This window comes from Novosphingobium profundi, from assembly GCF_018491765.1.
Taxonomy (GTDB): Bacteria; Pseudomonadota; Alphaproteobacteria; order Sphingomonadales; family Sphingomonadaceae; genus Novosphingobium; species Novosphingobium profundi.
The window spans coordinates 59,028-74,591 of record NZ_JABWCU010000013.1 but is presented as its reverse complement, the minus strand read 5'-3'; the positions used below and the strand labels follow the sequence as shown (position 1 = coordinate 74,591).

Here is a 15,564-nt window from a genome sequence, read left to right as displayed (position 1 = left end):
CGGGCGGGTGAAGCTGCCGTCCGGCCACCCCGCAGGGTCCTGTCTCCTCATGGCGGGGCCCTGCGGACCCTTTCCAGGCAATCGATGCCGCGGGAGCGTCACCCGCGAGATTGCAAGAGCCCGATCGCGTCGTCGCCAGGCACGGTGCGCGCAAAATCGTCTTGCTGAAACGATCATAACCCGTAACCAGGAAGTCCGTGTGGATCTGGGTGCGCCCCGTTGCTGGCGGGGCGGCCTGCGTTGGGGGATGTGATTGATGACGAATGCGAAGTACAACGCCGGTGCACGTACGCTGCACTGGCTGATCGCGATCCTGATCATTGCCAATATCGCGGGCGGATTGCTGCACGAGCCGCTCGAGAAGGTGGTTTCGCTCATGCCCGCGCACAAGGCGATCGGGATGACGATCCTCGTCCTTTCGCTGGTGCGCCTGGGCTGGCGCCTGACCTGGACCGCGCCCGCCTACCCGGCGACGATGACGCCGCTGGAGGTCCTTGCCGCCAAGCTCGTGCACGTAGTCCTCTACCTTTTCATGCTCGCGATGCCGGTAACCGGCTGGATCATGGCGTCGGCGGGCAAGTACCCGCTTTCGTGGTTCGGACTGTTCGACATGCCCAAGCTGCCGGTCGCGAAGGACAGCGTGCTGGCGGGTATTGGCCACGAGATGCACGAGGTGGGCGGCTACCTTCTGATCGCGCTGGTGCTCGGCCACGTGCTGGCTGCGTTGCGCCACCATTTCCTCGTCCGCGACGATATCCTGCGGCGCATGCTCTGACGCTTCACAGCGCGGGCAGGAGCCTTTCCTCCAGCGCGGGGTAGAAGTGGGCCACCGAGCGCTGCAGTTCGTAGCGCGCGGCCTTCATCGCGGCGAAGCGCGGCGGAATTGCGAGTGCACCTGCCTCGCTCATCGTCAGGCCCATGTCGACCGCCCGGGTAAGGCTTGCCTCGAGCCAGTCCAGCCAGTCGCGCGTCTGCGCGATCGCCGCGCCCTGCGTGTCGAGCGGGCCGTGGCCGGGCACCAGGCGCGCGTGGGGCGTCGCGGCCAGCGTCGTGAGCGCGGCGCGCCAGCGGGCGAGGTCGGCGTGCGGGGTCGAGGGTGCGCGATCGTGGAAGACGAGATCGCCTGCGAGCAGCGTTCCGGTCGCATGGTCGAGCAGCGCGAGGTCGCCGTGGCTGTGGCCCTCGAGGGCCATGAGCCGGAATTTACGTCCCCCGAAGCTGGTTTCGCCCGCCGCGACGTCGCCCTGTGGCAGCGCAAGCTGGGTGCCTTTCATCCAGTCGGCGAGGAGGCGGTACATGGCGTCCGAAAAGCCCGGGGCATCGCGCAGCAGGTCCTCGCGGGTGGCGGGCAGGGCATGGACGATCGCAGGCGCGAAGGCGGCGGCGCCCATCGCGTGATCGGGGTGCAGATGGCTGACGTAGACGCGCGTGACGGGCATGCCGGCCACTTTTGCGGCGAGCGCGCCGAGCGCCTGTCCATGCGCCCGCGAAACGCCCGGATCGAACAGCACGGTGCCCGCATTGGTCGCGAGGAAGGCGCTGTTCGCGATGGCGCCGCCGTTCGCGAATTCGATCGGGGCATCGGCGCCGCGCACCATCCAGATGCCGTCCGCAACAGCTTGCGCCTCGGGAGCGTAGGTTCCCGCGAAGTCCTCGGCCTGCGTCGTGATCGCCCCGCCGAGGAAAGGCAGGGCGAGCGATGCGCGCAGGAGGCTGCGGCGGGCAAGGCTCATCGCGCCGTCACCGGGTGCGGGGCCGGGATCGTGCCTTCGAACTCCAGCCCGGAAGTGTCGCGCGCCTTCACCGTGTAGCTTGCGTCGCGGCCCTCGACCACCAGCGTGAAAGCCGGGTCCTCGGCAACCGATCCCGCGATGGCGAGCCGGGCCAGTTCGGCACCGTCGGGCGCGCGCACGACAAGGCTCTCGAGGTTGTAGGCGGGTATGTTTTCGACGAGGCCGGTGTCCATCGGGTGGCGCAGCGTGACGCGAAGGCGCGTCGCGGATCGGCGCGGATCCTCGCCTTCGGGCCAGGCGCGCCCGCGCATTTCGCCCAGGTGCTGCGCCCAGTCGCCCTTGACCCGGCTGACCGGCGGCGCCGAACAGCCACCTCCCGCCGCGTCGATCCACTGCCCGGCGAGATGCCAGGTTCCATCGCCGGTCAACGCCGCTGCGCGCACCGGGGTGCGCTGGTCGAGCTTGATGCGCGTGGCGAGGAAGGCCTGCGCGCGCAGCGGCGCGTAGTCGAGGGCGAGGGGGATGGGGTTGAGATCGGCGAAGATCAGGATGCGCCGCACGTCCGCGAGCGCCCGCGCGTCGAGCGTGACGGGGAAGACCCGCTGGTTCTCGGCGATCATGGGTATCTCCAGGCGCACGAGGGGATCGAAGCGAACTTCGGCCCCCGCGAAGAGCCGTGCCGCGTGGTAGGTCCACATCGGCGAACCCAGCGGATCGGGGGGCAGGGCGGGCCCTTGTGTCGGACTTTGTGCCCGACCTTGCGCGCGCGCGGGCCCGGCAGGCGCCGCTGCAAGCAGGGCGAGCAAGGGAAGAAGGTGCTTCATACCATTGGCCAATTTAGGAAGATTGCGCGCCGGGCCATATTGCACCTTGGGACCAGACCGGCCCGAACGGAGAGGCGAACGTTGCGCATCGCGCTGCCACTGCTGGCCTTGCTGGGGGCGCTGCCCCTGCCGCTGCCACTCTTCGCACGCGGCGCGCAGGCGGTGGAACGCGAGGGCACGATGCCTGCCGAGGTGTTCGACGCGCAGGGCTATCGCTGCGCGCGCTACCGCGCCCCCGTCGACCGTGATCCGGCGCCGGCACGGCGCCTCTCGCAGGCCGAGGCACTGCGCCTCGTGCCGGGGCGCGATGCGCTCTTCATTGACGTCCTGCCCGCCCAGGGCGGTTGGCGTGATCCGGCAAGCGGCATCTGGTCGCTTGCGGTGGCGCACCAGACCATCGCGGGTGCGCTCTGGCATCCCGAGACCGGCCGCTGCGCTCCGGATCGCCTGGTGTGGCACGGGCTGGCCGCTGCGGTTGCAGAAGCGCGCCGCGCCGATCCTGCGCGACCGGTAGTGGTGTTCTGCCGCACCGATTGCTGGATGGGCTGGAACGCGGCGCGTCGGCTCGCCCGCGAGGGTTTCACCGCTATATATTGGTATGCGGAGGGCATCGAAGGCTGGCGCGCCGCCGGGCGCGAACTTGTCGATGCGCGTCCCGTCACGGTTGGATCGGACCCTATGTCGCAGGAGAAATGAGCCAGCATGCCGACCGTCTTCGTCGTCTACGAGAACAAGCCCGGGGCGCGTTTCGACAGCCATTACTGCCGCACCAAACATCTTGCGCTCATCCGCGAGATCTGCACGCGCCATGGGCTGGAGGAGGCCGAATGCCATCTCGCGATCGACGAACACGCCCCGTTCGTCGCAGTGGTGCGGCTGCGCTACCGCGATGTCGAGGGCCTGCGCGCAGTGATGGCCGATCCCGACAGCCGGACCATCTTTGCCGACATCGCGCGCGTCACCGACATCATCCCCAAGGTCAGCCGCATGGATTGAGCGGATGCGGGCGCCCGTGGAGCGCCCGCGCGGCTCAGCGTTGCTGCTTGAGGTAGGCGATGATTTCCTGGCGCTTGCCCGCATCCTTGAGGCCGGGGAAGCTCATGCGGTTGCCCGGAACAAGCGCGCGGGGGTTCTCCAGCCACGCATCGAGGGTCGCCTCGTCCATCGTCAGGCCGGAGTTCTTCACGGCCTCGGAAAAGGCGAAGCTGCCCTGGCCCATCTTGTGGCCGAAGATCCCGTAGAGATTGGGCCCCAGCTTGTCCGCAGCGCCCTTTTCGGCGTTGTGGCACACCGCGCAGCGCGCGAAGGCTGCAGGCGGGCCGGCGGCGGCGGCAGGGGTGACAGGCGCGGGCGCGGGCGCAGGTTCGGGCGCAGGCTTTGCCGCAGGTGGCGGCGGGGCGGTGGTCGCCGTGGCGGACGGTTCGGGGCTGGGCTGCGCACGTACCGCTTCGGATGCGGAACCGGCCTGTGCGTCCGGCGTCTCAACCAAGGGTTCGTTCGCGGCGAGGGGAGCGCTCTCGCTCGGCGCGGGACTGGCGGTGTCCGATGCGGCAGGGCCGGCCGCATCCTGGCCCGAGCAGGCTGCCAGCGCGAAGGCGACGATCGTCAGCGGCGAGGCAAGGGCCACCAGCCGGGCGCGCCGCGCCCGGTGAAACGCAGGGGTGCCGCTAGGGCGTGTCGAAGGGGTCTGCATGGGGTCGTCTCCCGGTTCGCTCTGTTTGCCCTGCTCTTCGCATGGAAGCAGCTTGGGCGGGTATTGCACTTTGGTCGGTCGCATGCGGGGTGGGTGCAAAACTTTTTTCGGCGGCGCGGCGGCGGAGAATATCCTTGAAAATGGCTGATTTGCGTTCATTTCCGTGGTTGCCGAAGGCAAGCGGCGGCACGTTTTGAAAAATAATCGCGCCGACTCGCTTGCAGGGTCAAGAATCGTCTGCTAGGGGCGCGCTCCTGCCGAGGGACGGTTCGAAGAACCTCCCCTGATTTAGCGGTCGTGGCGGAATTGGTAGACGCGCAACGTTGAGGTCGTTGTGGGCGAAAGCCCGTGGAAGTTCGAGTCTTCTCGACCGCACCAGGCAGACTTAGGAAATGCACTGATAATTGCCTTCGGGCACCCCATTCGGGGCAGGGCTTTCCTGCGTCTGCGACCGGCGCGTGCAAGCGCCGCCCGGCCTTGGTGGGCCCTGTCTCCGGATATCGTGTGAAGTGGCTCCGGCTAGAGCGCGTTGCTCTGGGCCGTGTCGATTCCAACCGCCGCTTCGGGCGCGGATCGATGCGCTTCGCCGCGTTCGTGTTGCGCCTCGAGGTAATGGCGCGCGATCGCGTAGCTGCGCTCATCGCCCACGTCGATCGCCTGGGATCCATCGGTGAGCACGACCGCCTGCACGCGCGCGCGCAGGCGGCGCGAGGCGCGCTCGATCGCGCGGGGCAGCGTCTCCCAGCCCAGCCACAGCATTAGCAGGCCGACGAGCCCCAGGCCGCGCAGAATGCGCAGGCTGACGCGGGCCGAGGCGTCGCGCCCGCGAAAGATCGCGGCGGCGGCAAGGAAGCGCGGGTGCGCCGCGCCGTAGAGGTCGCAAGGCGCCAGCGCGCCGTCGCGCAAGGGCAGGTAATGCGCCGCGCCATCGGCGTGGATCGCGTCGACCGCGGCGCGCGGGGCAAGGGCGAGGGCGATGTCGGCGCTCTCGAGCGCGTCCAGCATGGCCTCGATGCTCGCTGCGCTCAGCAGGGCGTGGTCGGCCGTGGTGACGAGGACCGGTCCATCCCAGCCCCTGGCGGCGGCGAGAACGCTCTTGGCGAGATCGTCGCCGGCCTCGACGAGGGTGACCGCGCCGCGCCCCGGCAGGCGGGTCAACACGTCCCAGGCCGGATCGAAGGCCTCGCGCTCGATGCAGATGGCAAGGCTTTCGAGGCGCGGGTGCTGCGCGGCGGTCTGGAGGACGTGGGTGATCAGCGCGCGTCCGGCCAGTGGCACGAGGCAGCGGTGGCTTACCGCGAAGCGGCGGGCCAGCGGGTCGCTGGCGCCCTCGCGCCCACCTGCCAGTACGATCAGGCGAACCGGTGCATCAGGGGCGGGAGGGGGCGTCGGACGGGAAGATTGCGCAGGCATGTTCCCCAGGCCTATGCCGGGCGCGTATGACAAGGCGGTGACTTTCCGCGCCGAGTCCCCGTCCGGCGTGCGGCCGGGAGGGAAGATTCGGGGCTCAGTCGGGCTTCCAGCCGATCTCGGCGGTAGTCGCGGCCTTGGGGATGTCGGTCAGCGCTTCGTTGATCGTCACCACTTCTCCCGCGGCGAGCTTGCGCGAGGGAGGCACGATTTCCTTCTCGTAGATGATCCGTTCGCGCGCGTCGCGCAGGACCACCAGCAGCGAGGGTACGTAGCGCGATTCACTGCCGATGTTGCTGATCGTTCCGCTGACGCTGAAGAAATCGCTGCCGTCGGCCAGATGCTGGCGGTCCTGGCGCTTGCGCGGGAAATCGAGCTGAAGATCGGGCTCGCCCTGGCGGAAGGTCTCGTGCGGCAGCGGCACCCAGTCGGGCAGCCCGCCCCACGCGATCGCGCCGGTAAGGCCCAGCGTCACCACCGCGAAGATCGAGGCGGCGTAGGTGCCGATCCGGGCCCAGTTGCGCCGGGGCTGGAAGGGCGGTGCGAAATCGAAGCTCGAATTGCGCTCGTCGGCGTAGTGCACAGTGTTCGCGGTGTCGTCGTAGACGATCGCGGGTGCCTTGCGCAGCGATGCGGGTGGCTGCGGGCTGGATTCCCTCGGGCGTTCGATTACGCGTTCGGCCGCCGCGGCGGGGGCAGGCGTGGGTGTCGCGGCAGGCCGGGGTGCCGGGGCCGGCGGGGGTGTCGGACTTGGGGCAGGCGCCGGGGCTGGCGAGGCCATCGGCGCGGGCGCGGGCGCCACGGTGCCGGGCGCCCGCATTGGCGCTTCCTGGGCGGCAACCGGTTCGGGCGAAAAGCCGTCCTGGTACCAGCTGTGCTTGCACTTGGCGCAGCGGACCGTGCGGCCTTCCACGCCGATCGCGTTGTCCGGAACGGCGTAACGCGTAGAACAGGCTGGGCAGGCGATAATCATGATTGTCACTCATAAGCACGGTTGCCGCGTGGCCGACAAGCGGCGAGGCTGTGGGTACGGGCCGTAATGGTCTTTTTTCCACATGGATTGCTCGCTATAGCGCGCAAAACTGCATCTCTTCGGCCCTGCCGGGACTATTCACCGAAAGACGAATGACTGCCGAGGGCGAAATCATCCATTTCGACAACGTCGGACTGCGCTACGGCACCGAACGCGAGGTGCTGAGCGACCTGACGTTCACGCTCTTCGCGGGCCGGTTCTATTTCCTGACCGGCGCCAGCGGCGCGGGCAAGACTTCGCTGCTGCGCCTGCTCTACCTCGCGCAGCGCCCTTCGCGCGGGGCGATCCGCATGTTCGGTTCCGATGCGATCACCATGTCCCGCGCCAGCCTTCCCGCGCTGCGCCGGCGGATCGGCGTGGTTTTCCAGGACTTCCGCCTGGTTCCGCATTTGTCCGCTTTCGACAATGTTGCCCTGCCCTTGCGCGTGGCCGGCCATGCCGAGCGCGACATTGCCGGGCCGGTGCGCGACATCCTCGAATGGGTGGGTCTTTCCGAGCGCATCGACGCGGTTCCAGCGACGCTTTCGGGCGGCGAGCAGCAGCGCATCGCGATCGCGCGCGCGGTGATTGCGCGCCCTGCCGTGCTCGTTGCCGACGAGCCGACCGGCAACGTCGACCCCGACATGGCGCTCAAGCTCCTGCGCCTGTTCGAGATGCTCAACCGCCAGGGCACCACCGTGGTCGTCGCCACCCACGACCTCGACCTGCTGCGCAAGGTGCCCGAGAGCCTGATCATGCGGCTCGACCGGGGACGGCTCGCCGATCCGACCGGCGCGCTGCGCTATCCGCCCGCGCGGCGCAGCTGAGCGGGGGACACCAGGCCATGGCACGCTCGACCGGTCGCGAACGAAGGCTTGGCACTTCGGTGCTGCACGGCATGCGCCGCCTTGGCGGGGGCGGAGCCGAGCTCATTCCGCAAGGGCGCATGGCCGGGCCCATGCCCTGGGTCATCGCGATCATGGTGGCGATGACGGCCATTGCGCTTGCGGCGGGTCTCTCGATCGGCAACGCGGTCTCGGCAACCCGGTCCGAAATCGAGGGCGGGGTGACGATCCAGATCGTCGAACCACGCCTCGATGCCCGTGACCGGCAGGCGCGCGCGGTGGTTACGGCGGTGCGCGCGCTGCCCGGCGTGCGCGGCCTTCGCGTGGTGCCGCAGGCCGAACTCGACGCCCTGATCGAGCCCTGGCTGGGCACCGGCATCGCCGATGCGACCGGCTCCTCGATCCCCGTTCCCGCGCTGATCGACGTGCGTCTCGACGGGCCGGTCTCGCCCGAGCGGCTGGCGCTGGTCGAGAGGGCGGCGCGCGGCGTCGCCCCGGCCGCGCGGGTCGATGCCCAGTCGAACTGGCTGAGGCCGGTGTTCGAGGCGATGGTCTCGCTCCAGGTCGTGGCGATCGCGCTCGTCGCGCTGCTGACGCTGGCGCTCGCCGCCGCGGTGCTGCTGGCGGCGCGTTCGGCGCTGGGCGCGAACCGCGACGTGATCGAGATCGTCCACCTGCTGGGCGGAACCGACAAGCAGGTCGCGCGCGTGTTCCAGCGCTCGATCGGCTTCGATGCGGCCGGCGGCGGGGCGGTCGGCCTCGCGCTCGCGCTGCTGGTGATCCTGGCGCTCGCGCGGCGGTTCGAGGGGTTGGGTGCGGGCCTCGTCGACAACGGGGCACTGGTGTGGCGCGACTGGTTGCTGCTCGCGCTGGTGCCGATTTTCGCCACGCTCCTTGCCATGGTCACCGCGCGCTTCACCGTGCTTCATGCGCTGCGCAAGATGCTCTAGGCGAAAGAGGCACTGGAACCCGTCGGCAAGTGTCGCCATAAGGCGCGCCAGAGCAATCCACCGCAATTCCATCAGGGTCATGTTTCGTCGCACCGCCGCCTTTGTCGTGCTTGTCTGGTTCTTCGGTTTCGTCTGGTTCGCCGTGACGTTGCCGGGCCCGCTCGACGCGGCGACGCGAAGCGACGCGATCATCGTGCTGACCGGCAGCCAGGGCCGCATCGAGCATGCCCTGCGCGCGCTTGAAGCGGGCAAGGCGCCGCGCCTGTTCGTCTCGGGTGTCGATCCCGAGGTGCGTCCCGGTGAGTTCGCTTCGGAATTTCATGTGCCGGGGCGGCTCATGGCCTGCTGCGTCGAGCTCGGGTTCGAGGCCTATGACACGCGCTCGAACGGGATCGAGACCGCGCAATGGGTCGCGCACCACAAGGTCCACACCTTGCGCCTGGTGACCGCCGACTGGCACATGCGCCGCGCCGAACTCGAGCTGCAGCGCGAATTGCCCGAAGGCGTGGTGGTCCAGCGCGATGCGGTGCCCTCGCAGCCCAGTTTCACGGCGCTCGTCCTCGAGTACCACAAGCTGCTCTGGCGTCTTGGCACCAACGTGTGGGAGCGGTGGAAGCGCTGATGGATACCCGTTTTGTCGATGTCGTGCGCAGCTTGCTGTTCTACCTGGTGTTCTATGCAGGCTCGGTGGTTCTGGTCCTGCTCACGCTGCCCTTCGCGGTGGTGGGCGGGCGCGGGCTCTGGTGGCTGGCGCGCGGCTGGAGCGGCTTCCACCACCTGTGCTGCCGCGTGCTGCTGGGCATCAAGGTGCGCGTGGAAGGGGAGTTCCCACAAGGGGGCGTGATCGTCGCGATGCGCCACGAGAGCTTCTTCGAGGCGATCGACATGCCGCTCCACATGCGCCGCCCGGTGCCCTTTCCCAAGGCCGAGCTGACGCGGATTCCCGGCTGGGGCTGGGCGCTGCTGCGCTACGGCGCGGTGCCGGTCGAGCGGGCCGGGGGCGCGGCCACGTTGCGCACGATGATCGCGGCCGCGCGCGGCTTCGCTGCCCAGGGTCGGCCCTTGGTGATCTTCCCCGAGGGCACGCGCATGAAGACCGGCGCCGAGGCCACGTTGCGCTCGGGCTTTGCCGGTACCTACAAGATGCTTGCCCTGCCGGTGGTGCCCGTCGCAGTCGACAGCGGGCGGCTCTACCACCGCGTCTGGAAGAAGGCGGGCGTCGTCACCTACCGCGTCGGCGCGGCGATCGAGCCGGGCCTCCCGCGCGCCGAGATCGAGGCACGGGTGGGCAAGGCGATCACGCTCCACAACGCCTGAGCGGACGGCCCGGGGCCCCCGGGAGGGGGCGGGCTTTGCGAGAGGCTAGTTCGGACCCGCCGCGTTCTGCGGGGCGGCCGGCGGCGGCGTCGAAGGCGCGGCGCTGGCCGATGGGGCCGGAGCGGGCGGCGTGCCCGGCCGGGCGCTGCCACCTTGCTGCAGGCGGCGCTGGGCGTCCTGCAACGCCTTGTCACCATCGATGCGCAGCCCGTTGCCGTCGAGCCGGACGTCGAGCGGAATCCCGTTGAGATCGGTGGTGATGATCGCGGTGCCGTCCTCGATGCGCAAGCGATTGCCCTCGCCAAGCGGCAGGCCGCCATCGGGGATGGCGTCGAGCCCCTCGATGTCGAGCGGCTGGACCGGGCCTTCGGGGCGCGGCTTGGGCGCTGCGGGGGCAGCCCGCTCGCCAAGTGCCTGCTGCATGAAGGCACGCCAGATCCGCGCGGGCGTCGAGCCGCCCGAAACGCCATTGAGCGGCGTGTTGTCGTCGTTGCCGACCCACACGCCCACCACATAGTCGCCTGCGTAGCCGACGAAGAGCGCGTCGCGGTTCTCCTGGCTCGTGCCGGTCTTGCCGAAGTTCGCCGCCTGCAGCATGGCCGCGCGTCCGGTACCGCGGTTGATCGTCGCGCGCAGCATCTGCTCCATCGCCGCGTGCTGCGACTTGGAAAGGCTGTGCTTGCCGTCGAAGAGGCGGGCGAGCCAGCCCTGTTCCTCGACCGGGAAGGCGCGCGGCGCGATCGGGAAGCTGTTGGCGGCGACGCCGGCGTAGGCGGCCGTCAGCTCGATCAGCGGCATCGTCGCGGTGCCGAGCGCGAGGCTGGGGTCGCCCGCGGGGAGCGGTTCGGTGACGCCCAGGCGCCGCGCGGTTTCGATCACCTTGTCGTCGCCCACCTGCTGGAACAGGCGCACAGCCGCGACATTGCTCGAGTGGGCGAAGGCGTCCTCGAGCGTGATCGTGGGCGAATAGTGGCCGCCGGCGTTCTTGGGCCGGTAACTGCCAGTCTCGATGGCCGCATTCGAGATCGTGTCGTCCGGTTTCCAGCCATCCTGCAGCGCGGCGAGGTAGACGAAGAGCTTGAAGGTCGAGCCGGGCTGGCGCAGCGCCTGCGTCGCGCGGTTGAACGGGCTTTGCGCATAGTCCTTGCCGCCGATCATGGCGACGACCTCGCCGTTGCGCCGCATCGCCACGAGCGCGACTTGCGCCTTGCCGAGCGGGACCGAATCGATTGCGCGCCGTGCGGCGAGCTGGAGCCGGGCGTCGAGCGTGGTGGTCAGCGTCTGCGCGGCGTAGCCGCTGTCGGTCATCGCGCGCGCCTGGGGCAGGGCCCAGTCTGCGAAATAGGTGCCGGTCGGCAAGTCGTTGTCGTCGCGCACGTCGAGCGCGGGATCGGGGATCGCGGCGGCTTCCTGGCGCGTCATGTAGCCCGCCTCGACCATCGCTGCGAGCACGACGCGCATGCGCTTCTCGGCGGCGTCGTAATGGCTGGTGGGGGCAAGGCTCGAAGGGGCCTTCATCAGCCCGGCGAGCATCGCCGCCTGGCCCGGCAGAAGGCGCTCGGGCTGGCGGTGGAAATAGTGCATCGAGGCCGCGCGCAGGCCATAGGTGTTGTCACCGTAGTAGGCGTTTGAAAGGTAGCGTTCGAGAATCTGGTCCTTGGTCAGCCAGGCCTCGAGCCAGAACGCTATCAACGCCTCGCGCGCCTTGCGAGTCAGGCTCTGCTCGGGCGAGAGAAAGGTGAACTTGGCAAGCTGCTGGGTGATCGTGCTGCCGCCCTGCGTGGTGCCGGTGGTGAGGTTGGTCCAGGCCGCTCGGGCGATGCCGTAGGGATCGACACCCCAGTGTTCGTAGAAGCGTCGGTCCTCGATGGCGATGAAGGCCTGCTTGACGTGGTCGGGCAGGTCGGCGGCCTTGACCGGCGCGTCGACGATTGCGCCGTTGCGCGCGATCGGGGTGCCGTCGGCAGCGAGCAGGGTGATGCGCGGCGGCGAGACCGGCTGGAGCGACTTCGACAACGGGGCGGTAACCGCCAGCCAGCCGACGAGGAGGATGAAGAGGATGAGCACGCCGGCGACCGCGCGCGAGGCCCACCACCAGCGCGTGCGGCGCGCGCGCTTGCCCTCCTGCGCAACCGGCACGGTGTCCGGCACGTCGAAGTAGGGATCGTTGTCCTCGCCCTCCTGCAGGGGTTCGGGCTCGCGCTTGGATCTGAACATGGCCTCGCCACAGTTACACCAACGGGCGCGCCTGCGCACCACCCTGGCGCAACCGATACCGTGGAGAACCTTTCTGCCGCCCGAACGGCACTCGAACGCACACCTTGCCACGCGAGACAGGTTGACGCCGCCGCCAAATCACGTATTGGGCGCGCATCTGCGGCGCGTGTGCGCGCCTGCGGGCGGTTAGCTCAGTTGGTAGAGCATCTCGTTTACACCGAGAGGGTCGGGGGTTCGAGCCCCTCACCGCCCACCATATTTATCAATGACTTATGTCGAATTTCGTACGGATATCGTACATCTTAGCAATCCAGTGGCAACCTACGCTAGCGGGGCCTATGAAGCAGATTGCAGCGCATCGGCGGTCATCTTCACCAAAATTGGGATGGAAGGCGTCCAGCAATCCAGGGGCCATTCAATCGCGCGCGAGCGGTAAGCGCTGATCCGCCTCTTTGTGCGCCTTCTGTAACCCGCATCGCGAACAATCGGATGGCGCGTGGTTGCGAGGCTCGGGTTGTGGTCCTAATGCGCGGGTATGAAGCTGCGCCAAATAGAGGTCTTTCACGCGGTCTACGCGACCGGATCGATCAGCGCGGCGGCGCGCCAGCTCAATGTCTCGCAGCCGGCGGTCACCAGCCTGCTGCGCCATACCGAGGACCAGCTCGGCTTCGCGCTGTTCGACAGGGTGCGCGGTCGGCTGGTCGCCACCGCCGATGCGCACGCGCTCTTCGCGCAGGCCGAGGACATCCAGGGACAGGTCTACCGATTTCGCGAGACCGCGCGCAACATCCGCAAGGGCCGGGGTACGGCGCTGCGCGTCTCGACGCTGCCCTCGCTCGGCATGGAGCTGCTGCCCCGAGCGGTCACCGGCTTCCTCGCGCAGCGCGAGGGAATCTCGATCGAGCTGCACACCGTGCACCATGACGACATGGCGGTGAAGCTTTACGAGCGGCAGACCGACCTCGTCATCTGCTATTCGCTGCCGCGCGAGACGCCGGTGGCGAGCACGGTATTGGGCGATGCGCAGATGTGTGCGTTCTACCGCGAGGAGGATATGCCCGAGGCGCCTTCGCCGCTGCCGCTCGAGCACCTGACCGACCGGCGCTACGTCTCGACCAACGAGAGCGGGCCGCAAGGCCGCGCGATCGCCGTCGAATTCGCCGCGCGTGACGTCTCGCCCGAAGTCGTTGGCGCCTCGCGCACGTTTTCGATCGCCGCGGCGCTTGCCGCTTCGGGATTGGGCATGACGATCGTCGACGAGCACACCGCGCGCGCGATGCTGCGGCCGGGGCTGGCGGCGCGGCCGCTTGCGCCGGCGCAGCGCTACCGCATCCACGCGGCTTACCTGGAGACGTCCCCGCCCGCGCGCGTGGCGCTCGACTTCCTCGACTATCTGCGCGAGCAGCTCGCGGCCCATAACCCAATCTTATAATCTGCCGCCGGCTCGCTATGGGGAGTGGCGGGGCGACTTGTGCTAGCGCACCTCCATGACGCGGGCCACACGGATCACACTCGAAGGACCTTTCCTTCTCTATCTCGGCGACAAGCGCAATCCGCTCGATGTGAAGACATCGCGCGGCCTGGCGCTGTTCAGGCCGCACGATTGCCTTGGCGAGTTGCGCCAGGACACCTGTCCGCTCACTCTGGGCCTGCCGCGCATGAGCGTCGAGCAAGCCGCCGCCGCCGGTGCGAAGGCGCTGGTTCTGGGCGTCGCGACGAGCGGTGGCCGTCTCGAGGACGCGATGATCCCCGAGGCTCTCGCCGCGCTCGAGGCCGGGCTCGACATCGTCTCGGGCCTGCACCAGCGCCTCGATGCCGATCCGCGTCTGCGCGAACGCGCAGCCGCCCTTGGGCGCAAGCTCATCGACGTACGCGCCGCGCCTGCGGACCTCAAGGTCGGGACCGGCGCGCCCCGGGCCGGGCGCCGTCTGCTGACGGTCGGAACCGATTGTGCGGTGGGCAAGATGTTCACCTCGCTCCACCTCGTGGCGGGCATGCGCGAAAGGGGCCTGGAGGCACGCTTTCGCGCCACGGGCCAGACAGGCCTCCTGATTGCGGGCGAGGGCATCGTCGTCGATTCGGTCATCGCCGACTTCATTTCCGGTGCGGCCGAGGCGCTCTCGCCCGCGCGCGAGGATGCGGGCTGGGACGTGATCGAGGGGCAGGGCTCCTTGTTCAACCCGTCCTTTGCCGGGGTCTCGCTCGGGCTGCTGCACGGCGCCCAGCCCGACGCGCTGGTGCTGTGCCACGATCCCTCGCGTCCGCACATGCGCGGGCTGCCGCATATGCCGGTTCCCGACATCGCCGCGTGCCTCGAGGAAAACCTGCGCTGTGCGCGCCTGACCAGCCCATCGGTCGAGGCGGTGGGCATCTCGATCAACGGATCGGCGCTCGATCCGGACCAGGCGGCGGCGCTGCGTGGTCAGATCGAGGCGGACCTGGGCCTGCCTTGCATCGATCCGGCGGTGACCGGCGTCGATCCGATCGTCGAGCGGATCGCGGCGCGCTTCGCGTGATCGGCTGCCGGCTCGAGGCGCAGGCCACGCGCTTTCGTCTCGCCCGGCCCTTCGTCATCGCCCGCGGGACGCGCGAGGCGATCACGCTCGTCACGGTGACGTTGCACGCCCAGGGCGTACGCGGTTGGGGCGAGGGCGCGCCTTCGGCGCGCTACGACGAGAGCCCGGACTCGGTGCTGGCGCAGATCGAGGCGTTGCGTCCGCGCATCGAGGCCGGCGTCACGCGCGCGGAACTGGCCACGATCATGGCACCTGGCGCGGCACGCAACGCGATCGATTGCGCGCTTTGGGACCTCGAGGCGAAGCTGACGGGCGTGCCCGTTGCCGCCCGTCTGGGCGCTGGCGGAGATCCCGCAGGTGGCGTCGTCACCGCCGTGACGCTGGGGATCGACACACCGGGTGCGATGGCTGCGCGGGCGCACGAAATCGCCGCGGATCGGCCTGCCGGGTGGCCCGCGCCTCTGCTCAAGATCAAGCTCGACGGCAGGCTCGTCACCGAACGGGTTACCGCCATTCGCGAGGCGGCGCCGGACGCGGTGCTGATTGCCGATGCCAACGAAAGTTGGGATATGCGCACGCTCGAGACGGCGCTTCCCGCGCTCGGCGCGGCACGCGTCGCGCTGCTCGAGCAGCCGCTGCCGGCGGGCAAGGACGAGGCGCTGGCCGGGCTCGGCTCTCCGGTGCCGCTGGCGGCCGACGAATCCGCGCACGAGGCGCGCGACGTTCCGCGCCTTGCCGCGCTCTACGACTACGTCACGATCAAGCTCGACAAGTCGGGCGGGCTGACCGGTGCCTGGGCGCTGGCCGATGCGGCCCAGGCGGCGGGGATGGGGGTCATGACCGGTTGCATGCTGTGCTCCTCGCTCTCGGTGGCGGCGGCCTGGCCGATCGCCCGGCGCAGCCGCTTCGTCGATCTCGATGGTCCGCTGTGGCTGGCGCAGGATCGCCCTGGCGGATGCGTGCTTGAGAACGGATTGTGGCGTGCGCCGGTCGGCCTTGAGTGGGGGCGCGGCGGGCACAGCGCCCCATAAGCCAGACTTATATATT

General features: G+C 69.2%; 16 protein-coding genes and 2 tRNA genes. 12 read left to right on the top strand and 6 right to left on the bottom strand.

Going from position 1 to position 15,564, the window contains the following annotated elements; translation table 11 throughout:
* Nucleotides 1-256: 256 nt before the first annotated feature.
* Entirely contained in the window at nt 257-775 is a 519-nt protein-coding gene (locus HT136_RS15860) for a cytochrome b (protein ID WP_214200770.1), read from the top strand.
* 4 nt (nt 776-779) lie between these two features.
* Here the strand turns inward: HT136_RS15860 and HT136_RS15855 are convergent, their stop codons facing one another.
* A complete protein-coding gene (locus tag HT136_RS15855) occupies nt 780-1,733 on the bottom strand; it encodes a quinoprotein relay system zinc metallohydrolase 1 (protein ID WP_214200769.1) in 954 nt (317 codons plus the stop codon).
* Complete coding sequence (locus HT136_RS15850) at nt 1,730-2,557, bottom strand: quinoprotein dehydrogenase-associated SoxYZ-like carrier (RefSeq protein ID WP_214200768.1); 828 nt, start codon at nt 2,555-2,557, stop codon at nt 1,730-1,732. The genes HT136_RS15855 and HT136_RS15850 overlap by 4 nt, the downstream gene beginning before the upstream one ends.
* Before the next feature lie 81 nt (nt 2,558-2,638).
* Here HT136_RS15850 and HT136_RS15845 point away from each other — a divergent pair, with 81 nt between their 5' ends.
* On the top strand, nt 2,639-3,253 hold the full coding sequence (locus tag HT136_RS15845) for a rhodanese-like domain-containing protein (protein WP_246543775.1): 615 nt from the start codon (nt 2,639-2,641) through the stop codon (nt 3,251-3,253).
* Nucleotides 3,254-3,259: 6 nt separating this feature from the next.
* Nucleotides 3,260-3,553, top strand: coding sequence for an EthD family reductase (locus tag HT136_RS15840; protein ID WP_214200767.1), 294 nt, complete (start codon nt 3,260-3,262; stop codon nt 3,551-3,553).
* A 34-nt stretch (nt 3,554-3,587) separates the two neighbouring features.
* On the opposite strand, the gene HT136_RS15835 is transcribed toward HT136_RS15840, so the two are convergent.
* Nucleotides 3,588-4,250 (bottom strand): c-type cytochrome, encoded by a 663-nt coding sequence (locus HT136_RS15835; RefSeq protein ID WP_246543774.1) that lies wholly within the window; start codon nt 4,248-4,250, stop codon nt 3,588-3,590.
* Between the two features lie 291 nt (nt 4,251-4,541).
* Here HT136_RS15835 and HT136_RS15830 point away from each other — a divergent pair.
* Nucleotides 4,542-4,628, top strand: a tRNA-Leu gene (locus HT136_RS15830).
* 141 nt (nt 4,629-4,769) lie between these two features.
* Here the strand turns inward: HT136_RS15830 and HT136_RS15825 are convergent.
* Together HT136_RS15825 and HT136_RS15820 are read right to left on the bottom strand one after the other, a co-directional pair.
* On the bottom strand, nt 4,770-5,663 hold the full coding sequence (locus HT136_RS15825; protein WP_214200766.1) for an NTP transferase domain-containing protein: 894 nt from the start codon (nt 5,661-5,663) through the stop codon (nt 4,770-4,772).
* Nucleotides 5,664-5,757: 94 nt separating this feature from the next.
* Nucleotides 5,758-6,633: an MJ0042-type zinc finger domain-containing protein gene (locus HT136_RS15820; RefSeq protein ID WP_214200765.1), complete on the bottom strand. Its 876-nt coding sequence runs from the start codon at nt 6,631-6,633 to the stop codon at nt 5,758-5,760.
* A gap of 152 nt (nt 6,634-6,785) precedes the next feature.
* On the opposite strand from HT136_RS15820, the gene ftsE reads away from it, so the two are divergent.
* The 4 genes from ftsE (at nt 6,786) to HT136_RS15800 (ending at nt 9,784) form a co-directional block, all read left to right on the top strand.
* A complete protein-coding gene (ftsE, locus tag HT136_RS15815; protein ID WP_214200764.1) occupies nt 6,786-7,499 on the top strand; it encodes a cell division ATP-binding protein FtsE in 714 nt (237 codons plus the stop codon).
* A gap of 71 nt (nt 7,500-7,570) precedes the next feature.
* Nucleotides 7,571-8,467, top strand: coding sequence for a cell division protein FtsX (locus HT136_RS15810; protein ID WP_214200908.1), 897 nt, complete (start codon nt 7,571-7,573; stop codon nt 8,465-8,467).
* 79 nt (nt 8,468-8,546) lie between these two features.
* Nucleotides 8,547-9,089, top strand: a complete 543-nt coding sequence (locus tag HT136_RS15805; protein ID WP_214200763.1) for a YdcF family protein — start codon at nt 8,547-8,549, stop codon at nt 9,087-9,089.
* On the top strand, nt 9,089-9,784 hold the full coding sequence (locus HT136_RS15800; protein WP_214200762.1) for a lysophospholipid acyltransferase family protein: 696 nt from the start codon (nt 9,089-9,091) through the stop codon (nt 9,782-9,784). Before HT136_RS15805 ends, HT136_RS15800 begins: the two co-directional genes overlap by 1 nt.
* Before the next feature lie 45 nt (nt 9,785-9,829).
* Here the strand turns inward: HT136_RS15800 and HT136_RS15795 are convergent, their stop codons facing one another.
* On the bottom strand, nt 9,830-12,001 hold the full coding sequence (locus HT136_RS15795) for a transglycosylase domain-containing protein (RefSeq protein ID WP_214200761.1): 2,172 nt from the start codon (nt 11,999-12,001) through the stop codon (nt 9,830-9,832).
* A 180-nt stretch (nt 12,002-12,181) separates the two neighbouring features.
* Here HT136_RS15795 and HT136_RS15790 point away from each other — a divergent pair.
* From HT136_RS15790 to HT136_RS15775, 4 genes are all read left to right on the top strand, one after another.
* Nucleotides 12,182-12,257: transfer RNA gene (locus HT136_RS15790), tRNA-Val, on the top strand.
* A gap of 279 nt (nt 12,258-12,536) precedes the next feature.
* On the top strand, nt 12,537-13,433 hold the full coding sequence (locus HT136_RS15785) for a LysR family transcriptional regulator (RefSeq protein WP_214200760.1): 897 nt from the start codon (nt 12,537-12,539) through the stop codon (nt 13,431-13,433).
* A 55-nt stretch (nt 13,434-13,488) separates the two neighbouring features.
* Nucleotides 13,489-14,517 carry an N-acetyltransferase DgcN family protein gene (locus tag HT136_RS15780; protein WP_214200759.1) on the top strand — a complete coding sequence of 343 codons (1,029 nt, stop codon included), beginning with the start codon at nt 13,489-13,491 and terminating at the stop codon, nt 14,515-14,517.
* Entirely contained in the window at nt 14,514-15,548 is a 1,035-nt protein-coding gene (locus HT136_RS15775; RefSeq protein ID WP_343222212.1) for a dipeptide epimerase, read from the top strand. The genes HT136_RS15780 and HT136_RS15775 overlap by 4 nt, the downstream gene beginning before the upstream one ends.
* The last annotated feature ends 16 nt before the right edge of the window (nt 15,549-15,564 follow it).